This is a genomic window from Staphylococcus sp. 8AQ, from assembly GCF_902506595.1.
Classification (GTDB): domain Bacteria; phylum Bacillota; class Bacilli; order Staphylococcales; family Staphylococcaceae; genus Staphylococcus; species Staphylococcus pasteuri.
Genome location: NZ_LR733871.1, coordinates 791,988 through 809,822, shown reverse-complemented (window position 1 = coordinate 809,822; position 17,835 = coordinate 791,988). Strand labels below are relative to the sequence as shown.

At 31.4% G+C, this 17,835-nt stretch carries 18 protein-coding genes; 1 reads left to right on the top strand and 17 read right to left on the bottom strand.

Annotated elements, in window-relative coordinates:
• Window positions 1–23: 23 nt before the first annotated feature.
• From GVY01_RS04055 to hflX, 9 genes are all read right to left on the bottom strand, one after another.
• Complete coding sequence (locus GVY01_RS04055; RefSeq protein ID WP_155979877.1) at window positions 24–182, bottom strand: hypothetical protein; 159 nt, start codon at window positions 180–182, stop codon at window positions 24–26.
• A gap of 369 nt (window positions 183–551) precedes the next feature.
• On the bottom strand, window positions 552–749 hold the full coding sequence (locus GVY01_RS04050; RefSeq protein WP_046466630.1) for a hypothetical protein: 198 nt from the start codon (window positions 747–749) through the stop codon (window positions 552–554).
• A complete protein-coding gene (locus GVY01_RS04045; protein ID WP_051009458.1) occupies window positions 749–2,065 on the bottom strand; it encodes a minor capsid protein in 1,317 nt (438 codons plus the stop codon). Before GVY01_RS04045 ends, GVY01_RS04050 begins: the two co-directional genes overlap by 1 nt.
• 429 nt (window positions 2,066–2,494) lie before the next feature.
• On the bottom strand, window positions 2,495–2,605 hold the full coding sequence (locus GVY01_RS12750; RefSeq protein ID WP_096807800.1) for a hypothetical protein: 111 nt from the start codon (window positions 2,603–2,605) through the stop codon (window positions 2,495–2,497).
• A gap of 74 nt (window positions 2,606–2,679) precedes the next feature.
• Entirely contained in the window at window positions 2,680–2,802 is a 123-nt protein-coding gene (locus tag GVY01_RS12595; protein WP_096807801.1) for a hypothetical protein, read from the bottom strand.
• 293 nt (window positions 2,803–3,095) lie between these two features.
• The gene (gene glnA, locus GVY01_RS04040) at window positions 3,096–4,436 is read right to left on the bottom strand and encodes a type I glutamate--ammonia ligase (protein WP_017638327.1); all 1,341 of its coding nucleotides are present in this window, start codon (window positions 4,434–4,436) and stop codon (window positions 3,096–3,098) included.
• Between the two features lie 19 nt (window positions 4,437–4,455).
• A complete protein-coding gene (locus tag GVY01_RS04035) occupies window positions 4,456–4,824 on the bottom strand; it encodes a MerR family transcriptional regulator (RefSeq protein WP_026083534.1) in 369 nt (122 codons plus the stop codon).
• 235 nt (window positions 4,825–5,059) lie between these two features.
• On the bottom strand, window positions 5,060–6,298 hold the full coding sequence (locus GVY01_RS04030; protein WP_017638329.1) for a methionine gamma-lyase family protein: 1,239 nt from the start codon (window positions 6,296–6,298) through the stop codon (window positions 5,060–5,062).
• Between the two features lie 14 nt (window positions 6,299–6,312).
• Complete coding sequence (gene hflX, locus GVY01_RS04025; RefSeq protein WP_017638330.1) at window positions 6,313–7,554, bottom strand: GTPase HflX; 1,242 nt, start codon at window positions 7,552–7,554, stop codon at window positions 6,313–6,315.
• Between the two features lie 109 nt (window positions 7,555–7,663).
• Here hflX and GVY01_RS04020 point away from each other — a divergent pair, with 109 nt between their 5' ends.
• Window positions 7,664–8,140 (top strand): glutathione peroxidase, encoded by a 477-nt coding sequence (locus tag GVY01_RS04020; protein ID WP_029055424.1) that lies wholly within the window; start codon window positions 7,664–7,666, stop codon window positions 8,138–8,140.
• A gap of 246 nt (window positions 8,141–8,386) precedes the next feature.
• On the opposite strand, the gene hfq is transcribed toward GVY01_RS04020, so the two are convergent.
• The 8 genes from hfq to mutL all read right to left on the bottom strand — a co-directional run bounded on the left by hfq (window position 8,387) and on the right by mutL (window position 17,830).
• Window positions 8,387–8,614 (bottom strand): RNA chaperone Hfq, encoded by a 228-nt coding sequence (gene hfq / locus GVY01_RS04015; protein ID WP_017638332.1) that lies wholly within the window; start codon window positions 8,612–8,614, stop codon window positions 8,387–8,389.
• Window positions 8,568–9,566 carry a tRNA (adenosine(37)-N6)-dimethylallyltransferase MiaA gene (gene miaA, locus GVY01_RS04010; protein ID WP_108000150.1) on the bottom strand — a complete coding sequence of 333 codons (999 nt, stop codon included), beginning with the start codon at window positions 9,564–9,566 and terminating at the stop codon, window positions 8,568–8,570. Before miaA ends, hfq begins: the two co-directional genes overlap by 47 nt.
• Before the next feature lies 1 nt (window position 9,567).
• On the bottom strand, window positions 9,568–10,503 hold the full coding sequence (locus GVY01_RS04005) for an alpha/beta hydrolase (RefSeq protein ID WP_017638333.1): 936 nt from the start codon (window positions 10,501–10,503) through the stop codon (window positions 9,568–9,570).
• A 238-nt stretch (window positions 10,504–10,741) separates the two neighbouring features.
• Window positions 10,742–12,415 (bottom strand): glycerol-3-phosphate dehydrogenase/oxidase, encoded by a 1,674-nt coding sequence (locus GVY01_RS04000; protein WP_017638334.1) that lies wholly within the window; start codon window positions 12,413–12,415, stop codon window positions 10,742–10,744.
• Window positions 12,416–12,587: 172 nt separating this feature from the next.
• Window positions 12,588–14,087: a glycerol kinase GlpK gene (glpK, locus tag GVY01_RS03995; RefSeq protein ID WP_017638335.1), complete on the bottom strand. Its 1,500-nt coding sequence runs from the start codon at window positions 14,085–14,087 to the stop codon at window positions 12,588–12,590.
• A 142-nt stretch (window positions 14,088–14,229) separates the two neighbouring features.
• The gene (locus GVY01_RS03990) at window positions 14,230–15,048 is read right to left on the bottom strand and encodes an MIP/aquaporin family protein (protein WP_017638336.1); all 819 of its coding nucleotides are present in this window, start codon (window positions 15,046–15,048) and stop codon (window positions 14,230–14,232) included.
• Between the two features lie 269 nt (window positions 15,049–15,317).
• Window positions 15,318–15,851 carry a glycerol-3-phosphate responsive antiterminator gene (locus GVY01_RS03985; protein WP_017638337.1) on the bottom strand — a complete coding sequence of 178 codons (534 nt, stop codon included), beginning with the start codon at window positions 15,849–15,851 and terminating at the stop codon, window positions 15,318–15,320.
• Between the two features lie 14 nt (window positions 15,852–15,865).
• Window positions 15,866–17,830 (bottom strand): DNA mismatch repair endonuclease MutL, encoded by a 1,965-nt coding sequence (gene mutL / locus GVY01_RS03980; protein WP_017638338.1) that lies wholly within the window; start codon window positions 17,828–17,830, stop codon window positions 15,866–15,868.
• Between the last annotated feature and the right edge of the window lie 5 nt (window positions 17,831–17,835).

Below are 17,835 nucleotides of genomic sequence, written 5' to 3'. Positions count from 1 at the left end.
CTACTATTAATTTTAAAAATTACTCATTCATCTATAGTTTTAATTGAGTCTTCATCAGTCAATTCTTTCATTTCGTTTTCTTGTTTCTTTTCGACCGAATATTCTTCGATATCTATATTTAAAAAATCAAATAGTTCTTCTTTTGTCATCTCACCATCTAACCTTAATATAGGCTTCTTCATATAATCAGCTCATTTTGAATTTTGTTTTGAAAATCATTGTTCTTTTTCTTTCTCTTTTTTATCTATCTTAATTTCGTTGTCCAAAATTTCACGTAATTCTTTCATTATTATATTTCCATCTAGTTATATAAAAACTATTTAAACACCTTTGAATACTGAAAATTTTATAAAAATATTATATTATAAATATATATAATAACTACAATAGTTATTTTTTTAGTTGTGGTATTCAATTACAATTTCTAAAGTTAATTGGATACTAAAATGTCATCAGCACGTTTTGGACAATAAAAAATAACCTTCACATTGGAAGGTTAAAATAATATATAAAAATAGCACCACTTTCTATATATTTGTGTAGAAAGGATGCTATTTTGTAATTATTTGTATGTCCTTAATTTCAGAGTCATCTATAGAATATATACCCATTGAGGTATCTAAGTCCATTACGAAATTTCCAGTATCACTTTCGATTGGGTTTTCAAAATTAATGACATTTCCAATTATATTATTATTATCTTTTAAAATTACTTTAACTTTATGACCATAGGCCCTTGCTATTCTCATTATTCAACCTCCTTTTTAACATATGGAACTACATGTGTTCCTGTTCTAGAATAATGTACTTTTCCAAAAGTTGTATCTATATAATTACCTCCTACAAATGATTTTCCAATTACAAATTCAAAATCTATTATCTCTTTTTGATTAAACTTATCTCTTAATAATAAAATTTCACCTGTCCCTACTTTGTCTGTTAATAATTCATTAAGTTTTTGAATTGATACAGTAGTATAACTTGGTAATAAATAATTATTTATTATTGCTTGTCTTTTACTATTTTTAAACAATTGATGATTTTTGTTATGTCTATTCTGTTTTTCAGGATTTATTTCTATTTTTATTTTACCACTTTCAATCATTTCAAGCATTTCTTTTTTAGCTTTTTCTTGTAATTTTTCTTTTTCGGACTCTTTATTCTCTACTTGATATTTACCTTCACGTTCTTTAAAGAACTTGTCTCGCCAACTGCCGACATGTGGCACTGTTGTACTTCTACACCAAGGATGCATAGGTGGCGCATTCACACCTGGAACCATATCTTTAACTTTAAATGTTTTACCATTGAGTGAATGACATAATTTAGATGTTTTACTATCTATTTTGGCAACATATTTATATTCGCCATCTTCAACTAAATCTTTAAGATAAGCTATCTTTTGTGATTCTGTTTGTACACGTGCTGATTCGGTTACTAATAATCTACTGGCGTTATAAGAAGTAGAATTGGTTTGCTTTTTAAACTCAGAAACAAATTCATTAGGATGTCGACCTCGAATAACGACATGACTTGTTACCCTCTCAACTTCCTTTTGAACAAGTTCCATATCATTCCATAATCTAGTAGACCATTTAACACCTTTGAAATTACTATTAACGACTGCTTTCACTTCAGTGTCATCAATTTGAACATGTTCACCTAGAATATGTGCTTGTCTCTTTACTTCTCTATTAACTGCGTCACTTAGCTTATCCTCAATTTTATTTTGAAGATTTAAACTAGAATCTTTCACAATCAAATCTAGCTGCTGCTTTAACAGTTTTTCTCTAGAGATTTTCATCGTTAAGTTGTATTGTTTGAGCGATTGATTCGCCTCTTCACTGAAATCTTTACGCTCAACAAATTGTTTCGCTTTGTTACTAAATGCTAGTACATCAAATGAATCAGCCATTTTCTTAACTTCTTGAATACTCAGTCCAGTATCTTTGGCATATTTTGCATAAAAAGCTAATAATTCTTTTGTAATTTCGGCATACATCAATAGAATGATACGTTCAATTTCAATGATTGCTTGTGCATCAATTAAAGATTCAGCGTCCATGACGTTTTTAGCACGTTCTAGCCAATATTTGGAAATTAAAAAAGACGCATCATCTGATGACACGTCTAGTTAAATCTTTAGTTTAGATATTTAATTAATAGAATGATACTAACAACCACAAGTGATCCAACTAAGAAATCTAATTTTTCTGTTTTTGTGGTTTTTCTTACATTTACAGTTACTTTCACAATTTCCACCTAAATACAAACGTTATTATACGTCCGCCTTTCTATATATTTTTAAAATTTTTCTAATTCTTTTTGATATTTATAAACTCTTTTTGACATTTTCAAATATATACACATTAAATAGTATTTTCACTTTACCTAATCAAATAAATACCATTTTAATATAACAATAGTTTTATGAATTTAATAACCAGATATTACACTATTTAATAGTATTTACATTATTTTTTAATCCACCATTTTATCTACTTCCATTCTTTTTATCAAGATAATAAAAATGGATCTTTCTGCCAACAAAAAGCAATAATGGAAGGCATAAAGTGCATAAAGATAAATAAATTTGAATTGTCACAATTGAAAACCTCTGAAAAATATTATATTATAATTGTGTAAGGAGGAGCTTTATGGCTCCGATAATCATTAAGCTTATATTTTAGGCTTCCGGTCCAAGTAACCGAGATGCCATAGTCTAAGCTCTTTTATTACTCCTGGAATAATCAGTGCTACCCACACTGGATATTCTAGGAGTTTTATTATTATCTTGGTCAAGGCATTTCACACCCTAACACATTAGCATTATAAGGTATCTCTTTTTCTTACATATACAATCTTAGTATATACCATTTAAGCATTAAAAATTTAATAATGAATGAAAATGCTAAAGACAATTTTGAGAAGTATATTAAGAATATTTTTTAATACTTACTTGACCAAAACTTGACCAAATTCATTTTTTAAACATAAGTGGTCAAGTAAAATCCCACCTTCCTAAACAAAAAAGAGCTAAAGCAAAAATGCTCTAGCCCTTGATATTACTATATTCCCCAATGTTGTTTAGCGCTTTAGTATTGTTTCATATATTGCTCGCGTTCCCATTCAGAAACTTGAGTTCTATAGTAATCCCATTCAATTGATTTTGAATTAAGGAATTGGTTATAGATATGATTACCTAAAGCTTTTTTGATTGTTGGATTTTCACGCATAGCTTTTAACGCAGTGTATAGTGTTGAAGGTAAGTCTTCAATACCTACAGCTTCACGTTCTTCGCGATTCATTTCGTAAATATTTTGGTTTACTGGTTTAGGAACTTCTAATTTGTTTTTAATACCGTCTAGTCCAGCTTCTAAGATTGCTGCTAATGCCATGTATGGGTTAGCTGCTGGGTCTACTGAACGTACTTCAACACGAGTAGATAAACCTCTTGAAGATGGTACACGTACTAATGGTGAACGGTTTTTACCACTCCATGCAATGTAACATGGTGCTTCGTAACCTGGAACTAAACGTTTGTATGAGTTTACTAATGGGTTACAAACTGCAGTGAATCCACGTGCATTTTTAAGAATACCAGCTGTAAATTGGTAAGCTGTATCTGTTAATTCCATTTCGCCATTTGGATCATAGAATGCATTTTCTTTACCTTTGAATAATGATACGTTAAAGTGCATTCCGCTTCCGTTTACACCGAATAATGGTTTTGGCATAAATGTCGCATGTAAGTTATGTTTACGAGCGATTGTTTTAACAACTAATTTAAATGTTTGGATATTATCACATGCTGTTATCGCATCTGCATATTTAAAGTCAATTTCATGTTGTCCAGGTGCAACCTCATGGTGACTTGCTTCGATATCAAAGCCCATGTCCTCTAATTCAAGAACGATATCACGACGACAGTTTTCACCTAAGTCTGTTGGTGCTAAGTCGAAGTAACCACCATCATCATTTAATTCTAATGTTGGTTCGCCTTTTTCATCTAATTTGAATAAGAAGAATTCTGGTTCAGGTCCTAAGTTGAAATCTGTGTAACCTAAATCTTCCATTTCTCTCAATACACGTTTTAAGTTATTACGTGGGTCACCTTCAAATGGTGTACCATCTGTTTTGTATACGTCACAGATTAAACGTGCAACTTTACCTTGACCAGCTGTCCATGGGAAGATTACCCATGTATCTAAGTCAGGTTGTAAGTACATGTCAGATTCTTCGATACGTACGAAACCTTCGATAGATGATCCATCGAACATCATTTCGTTATCTAATACTTTCTCTAATTGGCTTACTGGTACTTCAACATTTTTAATTGTTCCTAATATATCTGTGAATTGTAATCTTAAATATCTTACGTTCTCTTCTTCAGCAAACTTACGAATATCATCTTTTGTAAAACTACGTTTAGGCATACTTAAAATCCTCCAAATTTTATTTTATAAATCGGGATAAATCTCCTCGATTTATTGGCAAAGTTTCGCCATGTGGTTTTTGAGTTGCATCTACAATCATTCTTTTTCTAGTTTCTTGTTCGTCTGATGTTAAGTGATTTTGTTGATTATGAATAATTTGTTTAATACCTTTAATATTAAATCCTTTTTCAATTAAAGATTTAATTTCTAATAATCTTTCCAAATCATTCAGCGAAAATAATCTCTTATTTCCTTCAGTTCTTGCCGGCATAACTAGTTCATGTGTTTCATAGTAACGAATTTGTCTTGGACTTAATTCCGTTAATTGACTAACAACACTCATGGAGAATACGGCCATATTTCGTCTGATTGAATCATTAGACATCAATAACCTCTCCTCCACTTTTGAACTTGTACTTAATTTAGCATAGTTTAACTCATATTACAAAAATATGTTAGGTTTTCTGACATATGCTCTCAAAATACTGATTTTATTGCATTTTCCAACCCTAAAAGTATCTCTTTTTAACCAAATACCCTATATTCCGAAAAATAAATTTAAAATTTTCTGATAAAATAAGAAAAATCTCGAAGTTTTAAATTACTCCGAGATTATCTCAATGTTACACAAGCCCTTGTTCTTTTAATTGTTTGACTGCTCGTGTGACTGCTAGTTTAACATGTTCATATGTTAATCCACCTTGAACATAAGCTTCATATGGTTCTCGTATAGGACCATCAGCAGATAATTCAATTGAAGACCCTTGTACAAATGTACCTGCTGCCATAATCACGTCATCTTCATATCCTGGCATATAGCTTGGCTCAGGACTAAAGTGTGCATTAATTGGTGACGCATGTTGTATACTCTGACAAAATGATATCATCTGTTCTTTTGTATCAAATGTCACTGTTTGTATTAAATCAGTACGTTTAACATTATATTTTGGTGATGTTGTCATATTTAATTTTTCTAATAATAGACTAGTAAATAAAGCACCTTTTAAACTTTGACTTACAACGTGTGGTGCTAGGAAGAAACCTTGATACATTTCTTGTAATGAATTTAAAGAGGCGCCCGCTTCTTTACCAATACCTGGGGCAGTAAGTCTATAACCGCAACGCGCTATTAAATCTTTTCTCCCTGCGATATAACCTCCAATTTTAGCTAGCCCACCACCAGGATTTTTAATTAATGAACCAGCAATTAAATCAGCGCCTACTTCGATAGGTTCTTGTTCTTCAACAAATTCACCATAACAATTATCTACAAAAATAATTACGTCAGGATATTGTTGTTTAATTGCTTCTATTGCTTCTTTTATTTCATCAACTGGAATAGATGGTCGTTGATCATAACCTTTAGAACGTTGTATTGCCACAACTTTAGTTTGTTTATTAATAGATTTCAGAACCTCTGGTATATCAATTTTACCTTCATTTAATGCAACTTCATTATATGTGACACCATGTTCTTTTAAACTTTCAATCCCGTTTCCGTTCACGCCTATAACTTCTAATAACGTATCGTAAGGACTTCCAGTGATATATAATAATTCATCACCATATTTTAAATTACTTTGTAATGCTAATGTGATTGCATGAGTACCAGAAATAATTTGTGGACGTACGATGGCATCTTCGGCTTTAAATGTTTTAGCATATATTTCTTCTAAATGATCCCTACCAAAATCATCGTACCCATAACCAGTCGTACCTAATAAGTCACTTTCTGTCGCTTTCACCGTATGAAACGCGTCTAAAACTTTTTCCTGATTAATTAAAGCAACACGTTCAATTTCTTTAAAATATGGAGATAATGTATTTTCAACGTCTTCAATAAGACTTGTCATATCTGTCATCTTGCTAACTTCCTTTATATTTTTTTATATCCTTTAATTTCATATGTCTCATCATTTTCATTAAAATATAATTCACTTACTAATGTATGTTGTTTTAAGAAATATAATCGATCAGCATCCGAACTTGGTACAGTTTCTTCATAGTAAGTTAAATTATCTTTAATTTGATTAATTAATAAGTCTTTAACTTTATCTTTGTCACTATCGTAGCGACTTGATACAAATACATATGGATTGTTTGAAACTGGTAAATCCATTTGACTATCACACTGGTCTTTTTTATTAAAAATAACGGCTTGTGGAATTTGATCCATATCTAATTGTTTAATTAATTGATTAACCGTATCATATTGTGAGCGATATTCTGAATGACTAGCGTCTACCACATGTAATAATAAATCTGCACCTTTTGCTTCTTCTAACGTTGATTTAAAAGCAGCAACTAATGTAGTAGGTAACTTTTGTATAAATCCAACTGTATCAGAAATAATTAAGTTAAAGCCTTCATTGATTTGAATTTGTCTTGTTTTAGGATCTAATGTGGCGAACAATTGATTCTTTTCATAAGTTGTTTCATTAGCAAGTACATTAAACCATGATGATTTACCAGCATTGGTATAACCTACTAAAGCAATTTGAAATACTTGATTCTGTTCACGTTTACTACGATAACGATCTCTGTGTTCTACTACCGTTTGTAATTGATGTTTAATTTCATTCATTCTAGTGCGAATATGTCGACGATCCATCTCAAGTTTCGTTTCACCAGGACCTCTAGTTCCAATCCCACCACCAAGACGTGATAAGCTACGTCCATGTCCTTGTAATCTAGGTAATAAATAATCAAGTTGTGCAAGTTCAACTTGTAATTTACCTTCTCTACTTTTAGCTCTTAGTGCAAATATTTCAAGTATTAACTGTGTTCTATCGATAATCTTAATGCCCAAATTACCATTTAATGTTTTAGATTGAGCTGTCGTTAATTCATCATTCGTTACTACGACATCAATATCATGAAATTCTATAAAAGCTTGTATTTCTTCAATTTTCCCTTTTCCAACATAGTATTTATGGTCTACTTGTTCTCTATTTTGAGTAATTTGACCTTTTACATTTAATTGGCAAGTTTCTGATAAAGCTTCTAATTCTTCCATTGTTGATTCAAAATTAAATTGATTATCATTTTGAGCATGTACACCGATTAGTACAGCCGTTTCCAATTTTTTCTTTGTATCATGCGTTGATAGCTGTGCCATGATATACATCTCCTTTATATTTTCTTCTTAAGTATTTTATCATAGTGCCAATATAAAGACTATTCGTCCATATTATGTTAAATTGTAAGTAATTCGAAAGGGTGGTATTATGGAAAATATTTATGATTTCGTAGTAGAAAAAAATACTGGTGAAACATACAAGTTAGAAGATTATAAAGATTATGTTATGTTAATCGTTAATACTGCAAGTGAGTGTGGTTTCACACCTCAATTTGAAGGATTACAACATCTATATGAAAAATATAAAGATCAAAAATTTATTATTTTAGGATTCCCATGTAATCAATTTGGTGGGCAAGAACCTGGTTCAGGTGAAGAAGCTGCACAGAATTGTAAATTGAATTATGGTGTTACTTTCCCTATTCATCAAAAAATCGATGTTAAAGGTGATAATCAACATCCATTATTCCGTTTCTTAACAGATGCTCAACACGGTATGTTTAATGAAAAAATTAAATGGAATTTCACAAAATTTTTAATTGATCGTAATGGTAATGTGGTTAAACGTTTCTCTCCACAGAAAAAACCAGCACAATTAGAAAATGAAATTGAAAAATTACTTTAATCAGATTACTAAAATAAAATTATAAATTTAAAAGCTTCAATTAAAGTTGGTTTCGTGAGCTGAATGTTAGCTCTGCCAGCTTTAACTGAAGCTTTTTTACATGAATTAATACAAATACGATAAAGCACGCATGAGAATGATATTAGAAACAAAAATAATCCAATATTGTGCTGTTACCATTCCCACTAGTATGTAACTATTGCTACGTTCATTGAAAGTTGTGCTTTAATGCACTTCAATTATTACTTATTCTTCTGATGTTGATTCATTTTCGTCATCAATCATGAAAGTGCTGATCGCATGTTTGTAAATCAGATGTTGTTTTCCTTGAGAAACCAGACGAATTACCTGATCATCGAAATCTTCAATAGTTCCTTTCATTTGGAACCCATTTAGAAAGAAGACAGTAACTTCTGTTTTTTCTGATTTAAAGTTCTCTAGTGCTTGATCTTGGATGTTTTCGTTTGCAATCATGTTCAGTACTCCTTTTATTTATTTGGGGTGTAATCTCATCTAACATCATTTGAAGCGACATTTTCTCTCTATCTAACCAGTGAACGTTCATTTTATTTTTAAACCAAGTCAATTGACGTTTCGCATATTTTCGCGAATTTTGTTTTAACTTTTCAATGGCTGTTTCTTTATCCATGTTCCCTTTAATAACAGGTATAAGTTCTTTGTATCCAATTGCTTGCATACTTTGACTTGACTCATAACCTTGTTCAACTAAGTATTGCACTTCTTTAAATAATCCGTGGCTCAACATAATATCAACACGTTTATTTATTTTTTTATATAATGTTTCACGCGACATTTCAATCCCTAATAATAATGTATCATAATTTTCGGTGAATTGTTGAACTTTCTTGCGATAACTTAAAAGTTTTTTTGTTTTTAAATAATATTCTATCGCTCTCAATACTCTTTTTCTATTATTTGGATGTATATTCGAAGAAGATTCAGGGTCAAATGTATTTAGATAGTCATGTAATTCAATATTATTTAATTGTTCCAATTCTTTTAATTTAGTATTAACTTCATTCATTTTCTCTTCTGATACTGTTTCGTCTTCAAATTGATAGTTATAAAGTAAAGACTGAATATATAATCCTGTACCACCTGCAATGATTGGTGTTTTACCTCTATTAATTATATCTTTGATACATGCTTCTGCTCTTTCTTTAAATGCATAAGCAGAGAATGATTCATCTGGATTTAATATATCAATTAAGTGATGTGGAATACCATCCATTTCTTCTTTAGTAACCTTAGCAGTACCGATATCCATGTGTCTGTATACTTGCATTGAATCACCGCTAATGATTTCGCCATTACATCGTTTGGCTAATTCTATACTTAATTCTGTTTTACCGGATGCTGTTGGTCCAACAATGACGATTAGAAATGGTTTATCTGTACTATTCATGCTATTCACTCACTTTATTTTTCTTTAAAATTTGTTTTTTAATCCATTCAAACATATGTTGCCAAGTTGACAAATAATCGTCTTCAAATAAAATTTCATGACGTTTATTTTTATATAATTGTACGGTGATATGTTTAATACCCGCTTTTTTATAAATTTTACCTAATTTTTTAATTCCCTTCCCGTATTCACCAAAGGGGTCATCTTTTCCTGATATTAAAAGAATAGGCAGATTGTGATTCATTTGTTTTAACGATTTTACATTTGCAGTATCCATCATGTATTTAACGGTTTGATAAATAAGTTGATTAGATACTCTGAAACCACAATATTCATCATCAATAAATTTATTAACTTCTTCTCTTTTTGTAGAAAGCCAATCACTTTCTGTCTCAGGTTGGTCAATTTTTTTGGTGAATGATTTATTCATTAATCGATTAACCCATCTAATACGACGACGTTTTCCAGCAACAATTGTAAGTAATTTTAACAATATCATTGTTGGAATGCCTTTCCATTTTGGGAACATACCTGTACCAGTTAATATAAGACCATCTGCAAATTGAGGGTATTGTTTTACAAATAGTCTTGCAATGATTGAGCCCATTGAATGACCTAAAATAATGTATGGTAATTCAAAATGACTATCATATAACGTTTCAACTATTTCGTATGCATCGGCAGCGACTTGAGACATATCATCAAAATGACCTCTTTCTTTTTCGTCAATATTTTTACCATGTCCTCTGTGATTATGTCTGATAACATCATAACCTTGTAAATTTAAAGCTTTGACTAATTCATCATAACGATCCATATGTTCAGCCATACCATGAAAAAGATGAACAATGCCTATAGTTTCATTATTTGCTTTGTCTATTTTCACTTCAATCATTGTTCCATCTTCCACTGTGATATTGAATTGACTTTGACTCACATATATACCCCCAAAATTTCTAAAGTTCATTTATATTATTTACGTTAAACAACCATATTATATTCAATATACCTTTTGATAACATTGTAATCAAATTGTATGCATAATAAATAGTTATCTACTTATAAGATGTTTATTTTGATTAAAAAAAGTTGTATTACAAAGTATAACATTTCGCATAAAAAAACTACTAGTATTGAGAGTATATCTCAATACTAGTAGTTCAACATCATGATATTTATTCTTTAACTGCAGGTTGATTATTACCTGATTGTGCTTCATCAATCGCTTTATTTACTTCTTCAGTATAAGCTTGTTTTTGAGCATCGCTATATTGAAGCATATCTGCTAAAACATCAATAACTGCATCTTTGTAGTTAAGTACATCATCAATATTAAAGTATAATTTACCAGAACGACGTACTAAGAAGTCAGTTGGTTTAAATACCATTTCTTGTTGAATACCATAAATTAATTCAACATAAATTTCTAATGGTAATTTACTGTTATGATATTGTGCTGTTTGAGCAATATTGAATAAATCGTCAACGTTAGAACCATATTTACTTGCTAAATGATAAGCAACGTCTTCGTCAATGCCAAATCCTTTAGCTGCGTCAACTTTTTGTTTAACGAAATTGTCGAAGTTTTTACTTCCGCCTACGTCACCACCAGAGATTTTTAATTCTTTAGTTGCACATGGTTTGAATGTTAAACCGTATTCTTTTTTAAGACGTTTAGCTAATAAATCTACAATTTCTAATGCCATATGACGGTATCCTGTTAACTTACCACCAGCGATAGTTAGTAATCCAGATTCACCTTCCCAAACTTCATCTTTACGAGAAATTTCTGAAGGATCTTTACCTTCTTCTAAAATTAATGGACGTACACCAGCCCAAGTTGATTCGATATCTTCATCTTTAACTTTAACTGATGGGAACATGTAATTAATAGCTTCGATTAAATAATCTCTATCTTCTTGAGTAGTTAATGGTGTAGCTTTTTCATTATCATAGAATGTATCAGTTGTACCAACATACGCTTTTCCTTCTCTAGGAATAGCAAAGATCATTCTGCCATCTTTTTCAGTATCAAAGTATACTGCTTGTTGTAATGGGAATTTAGATTGATCAATAACAACATGCACACCTTTAGTTAAACGTAATTGTTTGTTGTTTCTTGCATAGTCTCCACTTCTTACTTCATCAACCCATGGTCCTGAAGCGTTAATCACTTTTTTAGCTTTAATAGGATAAGTTTCATTATCGATCATATCAACGACTTCAATACCATTTACTTTTTTATTTGAGTCATAAGTGAAATGTTCTGATTTAGTATAGTTAATGATTTCAGCACCTTTTTCGGCAGCTTTTTTCATAACTTCGATTGTTAATCTTGCATCATCTGTGCGGTATTCAACATAATAACCGCCACCTTTTAAGCCATCTTGTTTAACTAATGGTTCTTTATTAAGCGTATCTTGTTTAGATAGCATTTTTTTACGTTCTGATTTTTTAACGCCTGCTAAAAAGTCATACATTGTTAAACCAATAGCAGTAGTAAATTTACCGAATGTACCGCCTTTATGCATTGGTAATAACATCCATTCTGGAGTTGTTACGTGTGGACCATTTTCATAAACAATGGCACGTTCTTTACCTGTTTCAGCTACAACACCTACTTGAAGTTGTTTTAAATAACGTAACCCACCATGTACTAATTTAGTAGAACGAGAACTTGTACCTTGTGCAAAGTCTTGCATTTCTACTAATGCTACTTTCATTCCACGGTTACTTGCATCAAGTGCAATCCCTGCACCTGTAATTCCGCCACCAACGATGACAACATCATATTCTTCATTTTTTAAATTTCTTTTTATGTGATCCCTTTTAAGTGTTGATAAACCCATAATTCAACGCCTCCTAATTAGTATAAAAAAAGAGAGACTTATCCCACAATTACCATTTAATTGTACGAATAAATCTCTCATGTCTCGATTTCTTTATTAACTTATTTTAAGTATAACATAAATAAGAAAATCAAGTCTATCTTATGCTTACAAATTATTAATATCTTAATTCCTAGTCTTCTAGTTTAAATACTTGTGTAGCTTCTACAGCTTTTTTCCAACCTTTATATAGTTTCGCGCGTTGCTCTTCTTCCATTTTTGGTTCGAATTCTTCTTCAAGTTTCCATCTGTTAGCAATATCATCTTTGCTTTCCCAGAAGCCTACAGCTAAACCAGCTAAATAAGCAGCACCTAACGCAGTTGTCTCTTGAATTTCTGGACGTTCAACTGGTGTATCAACAATATCAGCTTGGAATTGCATGATAAAGTTATTTTTAACTGCACCACCGTCTACACGTAAGTTTTGAACTTCGATGCCTGAGTCTTTAGACATCGCTTCCATAACATCGCGTGTTTGATAACAAAGTGATTCTAATGTTGCACGGATGAAATGTTCTTTTTCAGTACCACGTGTTAAACCAAAGATAGCGCCTCTTGCTTCAGAATCCCAATAAGGTGTTCCTAAACCAACGAATGCTGGAACTACATATACACCTTCAGTTGAATCTACACGTGTAGCATAGTTTTCAGTTTGTGGCGCTGAATTAATCATTCTTAATCCATCACGTAACCACTGAATTGCTGAACCGGAAACAAAGATTGATCCTTCTAAAGCATAATTTACTTTACCGTCAAGACCGTATGCAATTGTAGTTAATAAACCACTGTCAGATTTTACCGCTTCTTCACCAGTGTTCATTAACATGAAACCACCAGTACCATAAGTGTTTTTCACATCTCCACGATCAAAGCATGCTTGACCGAATAAAGCAGCTTGTTGGTCACCTGCGATACCAGCAATTGGTACATTTTGACCAAAGAAGTGATAATCCACTGTATGTGCATATACCTCACTAGAAGGTTTAACTTCAGGTAACATGTTTTCGGGAACTTCTAGAATATCTAATAATTCTTTATCCCATTTTAATTCATGGATATTAAACATTAATGTACGACTAGCATTAGTATAGTCAGTAATATGCGCTTCTCTACCTGATAACTTCCATACTAACCAAGAATCAATTGTGCCGAACAGTAAATCACCGTTATTAGCTTTTTCTCTTGCACCCTCAACATTATCTAAAATCCATTTTACTTTTGTACCAGCAAAATACGGATCTAATAAAAGACCAGTTTTATCACGGAATAAATCTTCATGACCTTGTTCTTTTAAATCATGACAAATACTTTGAGTTTGACGAGATTGCCATACAATAGCATGGTAAATTGGACGGCCAGTATTTTTATCCCATACAACTGTTGTTTCACGTTGGTTTGTAATACCTATACCTTCAATTTGCTCAGCTCTTACATCTTGTTCATTCATGACTTCTGCCATTACAGATAATACAGATGTCCAAATTTCATTAGCATCATGTTCTACCCAACCAGATTGTGGAAAATGTTGTTTGAATTCTCGTTGTGCTACACCTTTGATTTCTCCGTCTTTATTAAATAAAATCGCTCTTGAACTAGTTGTTCCCTGGTCTATTGATAAAATGTATTTTTCCATAATTATTTGACTCCTTTTGATGTCATAAATATAGATAAAAGATGATTAATACTAATCATTTATATTTTATATTCACGAATCATGTTTATATTCTATGCTTATTTTCTAAAATTAATTCTAACGATGCTACTTAAGTTCTCTTTTAATAGATAGATTCGATGTCATTGCTTTTAGACGCTCTATTTAAAACTACACCTAATACTAATGTTATGATAACTAAAATAATGCCCACTGCACAACTTACATTAAATGTTTGTTTGTAAAATACTTCGTAAATGACAGCACCTAACATACCACCAGCGATTGGTCCAAGTACAGGTACGATAGCATATGACCAATTTGAACCACCTTTACCAGCGATTGGTAAAATCGCATGAGCGATACGAGGTCCTAAGTCACGTGCTGGGTTAATAGCATAACCTGTTGTTCCGCCTAAACTTAAACCAATTGCGACAATTAAAGCCCCAACAATTAATGGGTTTAATCCATCAGCAATTTTATTAACACCAATAAATAATATACCTAAAGTTAATGCAGTTGTACCAATGATTTCACTCATAAAGTTAGCAAAATAGTTTTTGATTGCAGGTGCAGTTGAGAATACACCTAACTTAGTGGCTTGATCTTCTGTTGCTTTCCAATGTGGTAAATACATTAACCAAACTAGTGCACCACCTACAATACCACCAAGCATTTGACAAATGATGTATCCAGGCACTTGCGCCCAACTAAATCCTCCATCCATAGCTAACGCAATTGTAACGGCTGGATTCAAATGTGCTCCTGAGAATTTACCAACTGCGAATGCGCCCATGGCAACGGCTAGTCCCCATCCTGTAGCGATAACAATCCAGTCAGCGTTATTACCTGCACTACGTTTTAAATTAACGTTAGCACAAACGCCACCACCGAAAAGTATGAGGATGGCTGTACCTAAGAACTCTGCTAAATAAGCATTCATATAATTATTCCTCCCAAAATAGATAGGGAGACCCCTACAAAGCGATAAAGCTGTAGAAATCTCCCCTTCTCTGTTCTAATATTAACTTTTAATAACTTGTTTATATATTACAATTACGTTGTAAGCGTTGTCAATGATTTTGTTGAAAATTTGTCAAAAATATCAAACTTATATTCAATAAAATTGACCAAACATTTATAAAAAATAGAGGGATTAATAGATCATTATTTCACCATTAATCCCTCTACTTATTCTTTATAAGTTTTTATTTACCATAATTTTTGATTACTAGTCGTAATATATTTAGCGCCATTTTTAATAGCTTCATCTACTTCAGAAACATCACTAATTAATCCACCAGCAATTACAGCTGTATCGGTTTCTTCTTGAATACATCTTATTGCTTTATGAGCAATACCTGGAAGTACTTCGACAAAATCTGGTTGAACCTTTTGAATTAATTCAATACTTCTACTTAAAGCTTGGCTATCAATAATAAATACTCTAAAGATAGTTAAAGTATTGAGCGATTTCGCTTTTTTAATGACTTTCGTTTTAGTAGATACGATACCTTTAGGCTTATATTGTTGAATAATATATTCACATGAATATTCATCATGACTAAGACCTTTTATTAAATCAATATGGATATAACATTCAATTCCATTATTTTTTAATAAGTCTAAAATGCTTTTTAGATGACCTATATGCATGTCTAACAATACACATGATTTATATTCCGTTTTAATGAGGTTATCTAAATCTTTCATATTTCTAATTGCTGGGAGTATATTTTCTTTCAAAGCATTGCTCCTCTCTACATGACACGTTTAAATAATTTTTCTAATTCGTAATTTGAAAAGTTAATAATAATTGGACGTCCATGCGGACAAGTAAATGGATCTTCCATTTCACGCAGTTGATCAATTAAATCTGCCATTTCGTTATTTTTTAAATAATGATTAGCTTTAATTGATTTTTTACATGACATCATAATCGCTGCATCTTCACGCATTTTTTTAACATCTATTTTTTTATTTTCTAAAACTAATTCAATCATATCTTTAATAATTTCTTCCGCTTCTGCTTTTGGAAACCACACTGGATAACTATTAACAATATAATCATGACCTCCAAAATGTTCAAGATGTACACCGACTCTATCTAGTTCTTCTTTATATTGGTCTATAATCAATTGTTCATCCTTAGAAAAATGGAAAGTCATTGGTATCAATAAGTTTTGTACTTCATTTGATACTTCTCCAATTTTATCTCTAAAATATTCGTATTTAATACGCTCTTGTGCAGCATGCTGGTCAATCATAAACATACCATTTTCATTTTGAGCTATGATATATGTTCCATGAACTTGTCCAACAACTTCCATATATGGTACACGACGTCTCGTTGAAGCACTTATAGCACCTTTAATGTCTTGATTATCTTTAACTTCATCATCTAATTCAAATGTATTATCGTTATTATCTAATTCGTTTAAAATTTCTTTTTGATTTTCGAAGTAATTATCATCATTATCACGGTTAATATTATTAGAGGAATTAAATGATTCACTTTCATCATTTTCTTGTACATTGGATGAAAGGCTTTGGCTTGTTTCTTCGTTATACCGTTGTTCGTTTGTGGCATGATCTGATTTATTTTCAGAGTCATTCATACCGTTATGATTATTTGCTTCTTCTTTTTGTCTACGTTCAAAGTCTAACTTTTGTTGTTCAAAACTATTTAACACTTTGTTTTTCTTAGAATGTTGGTCTAGATCATTTTTAGGTATTAAAATTTTATCTTTAAATGCTTCTTGAATTTTTTCAACAATTAATTTGTATAATTGTTCTTCCTTAGATAATCTGACTTCAAGTTTAGTAGGATGAACATTAACATCTACTAGTATGGGATCCATTTGGATATTGATGTAGCAAATAGGGTATCGACCAATTGTTAATAATGTATGATAACCTTCAACAATTGCTTTATTTAAAACAAAGTTTTTGATATATCTACCATTGATAAAAATAGAAATATAATGTTTATTACTTCTTGAATGCTCAGGTCTAGCAACATAACCTTCAAGATGATAATCGCTTGTATCACCAGTGATATGTACTAAATCTTTTGCTACTTTCATTCCATATATTTCTGCCATAACTTCATTTGTTTTACCAGAACCATTAGTTTTTAAAAGTGTTTTACCATCAGAAACTAATGAAATTCTTATATCAGGATGACTCATTGCCATTCTATTAACAATATCTGTAATTTTGCCTAGTTCTGTATATAAACTTTTAATATATTTTAACCGAGCTGGCGTATTATAGAATAATGACTCAACAAGTATATCTGTCCCTTTTTTAGCTTTAGCTGGTTTTTGATCTTTAATCACACCATTTTCAGCATATATTTCATGACCACTTTCATTATCTGTACATGTACGTAAAGTCACTTTGGATACTGAAGAAATACTCGCTAATGCTTCTCCACGAAATCCTAATGTTCTAATATGGAATAAATCATCATCTGCATCTAATTTACTAGTAGCATGTCTGTGAAACACCAGACTTAAATCATCTTGTTCAATACCAGTTCCATTATCTACAACACGTATTGAAGCTATACCTGATTGTTCCACTTCTATATTAATTTCGGTTGACTTGGCATCAATAGCATTTTCTAATAATTCTTTTACAACCGAACTGGGTCTTTCGACTACTTCGCCAGCTGCAATTTTGTTAGCTAAGGAGGTTTGTAGTTCTTTAATTTTTCCCATTTACA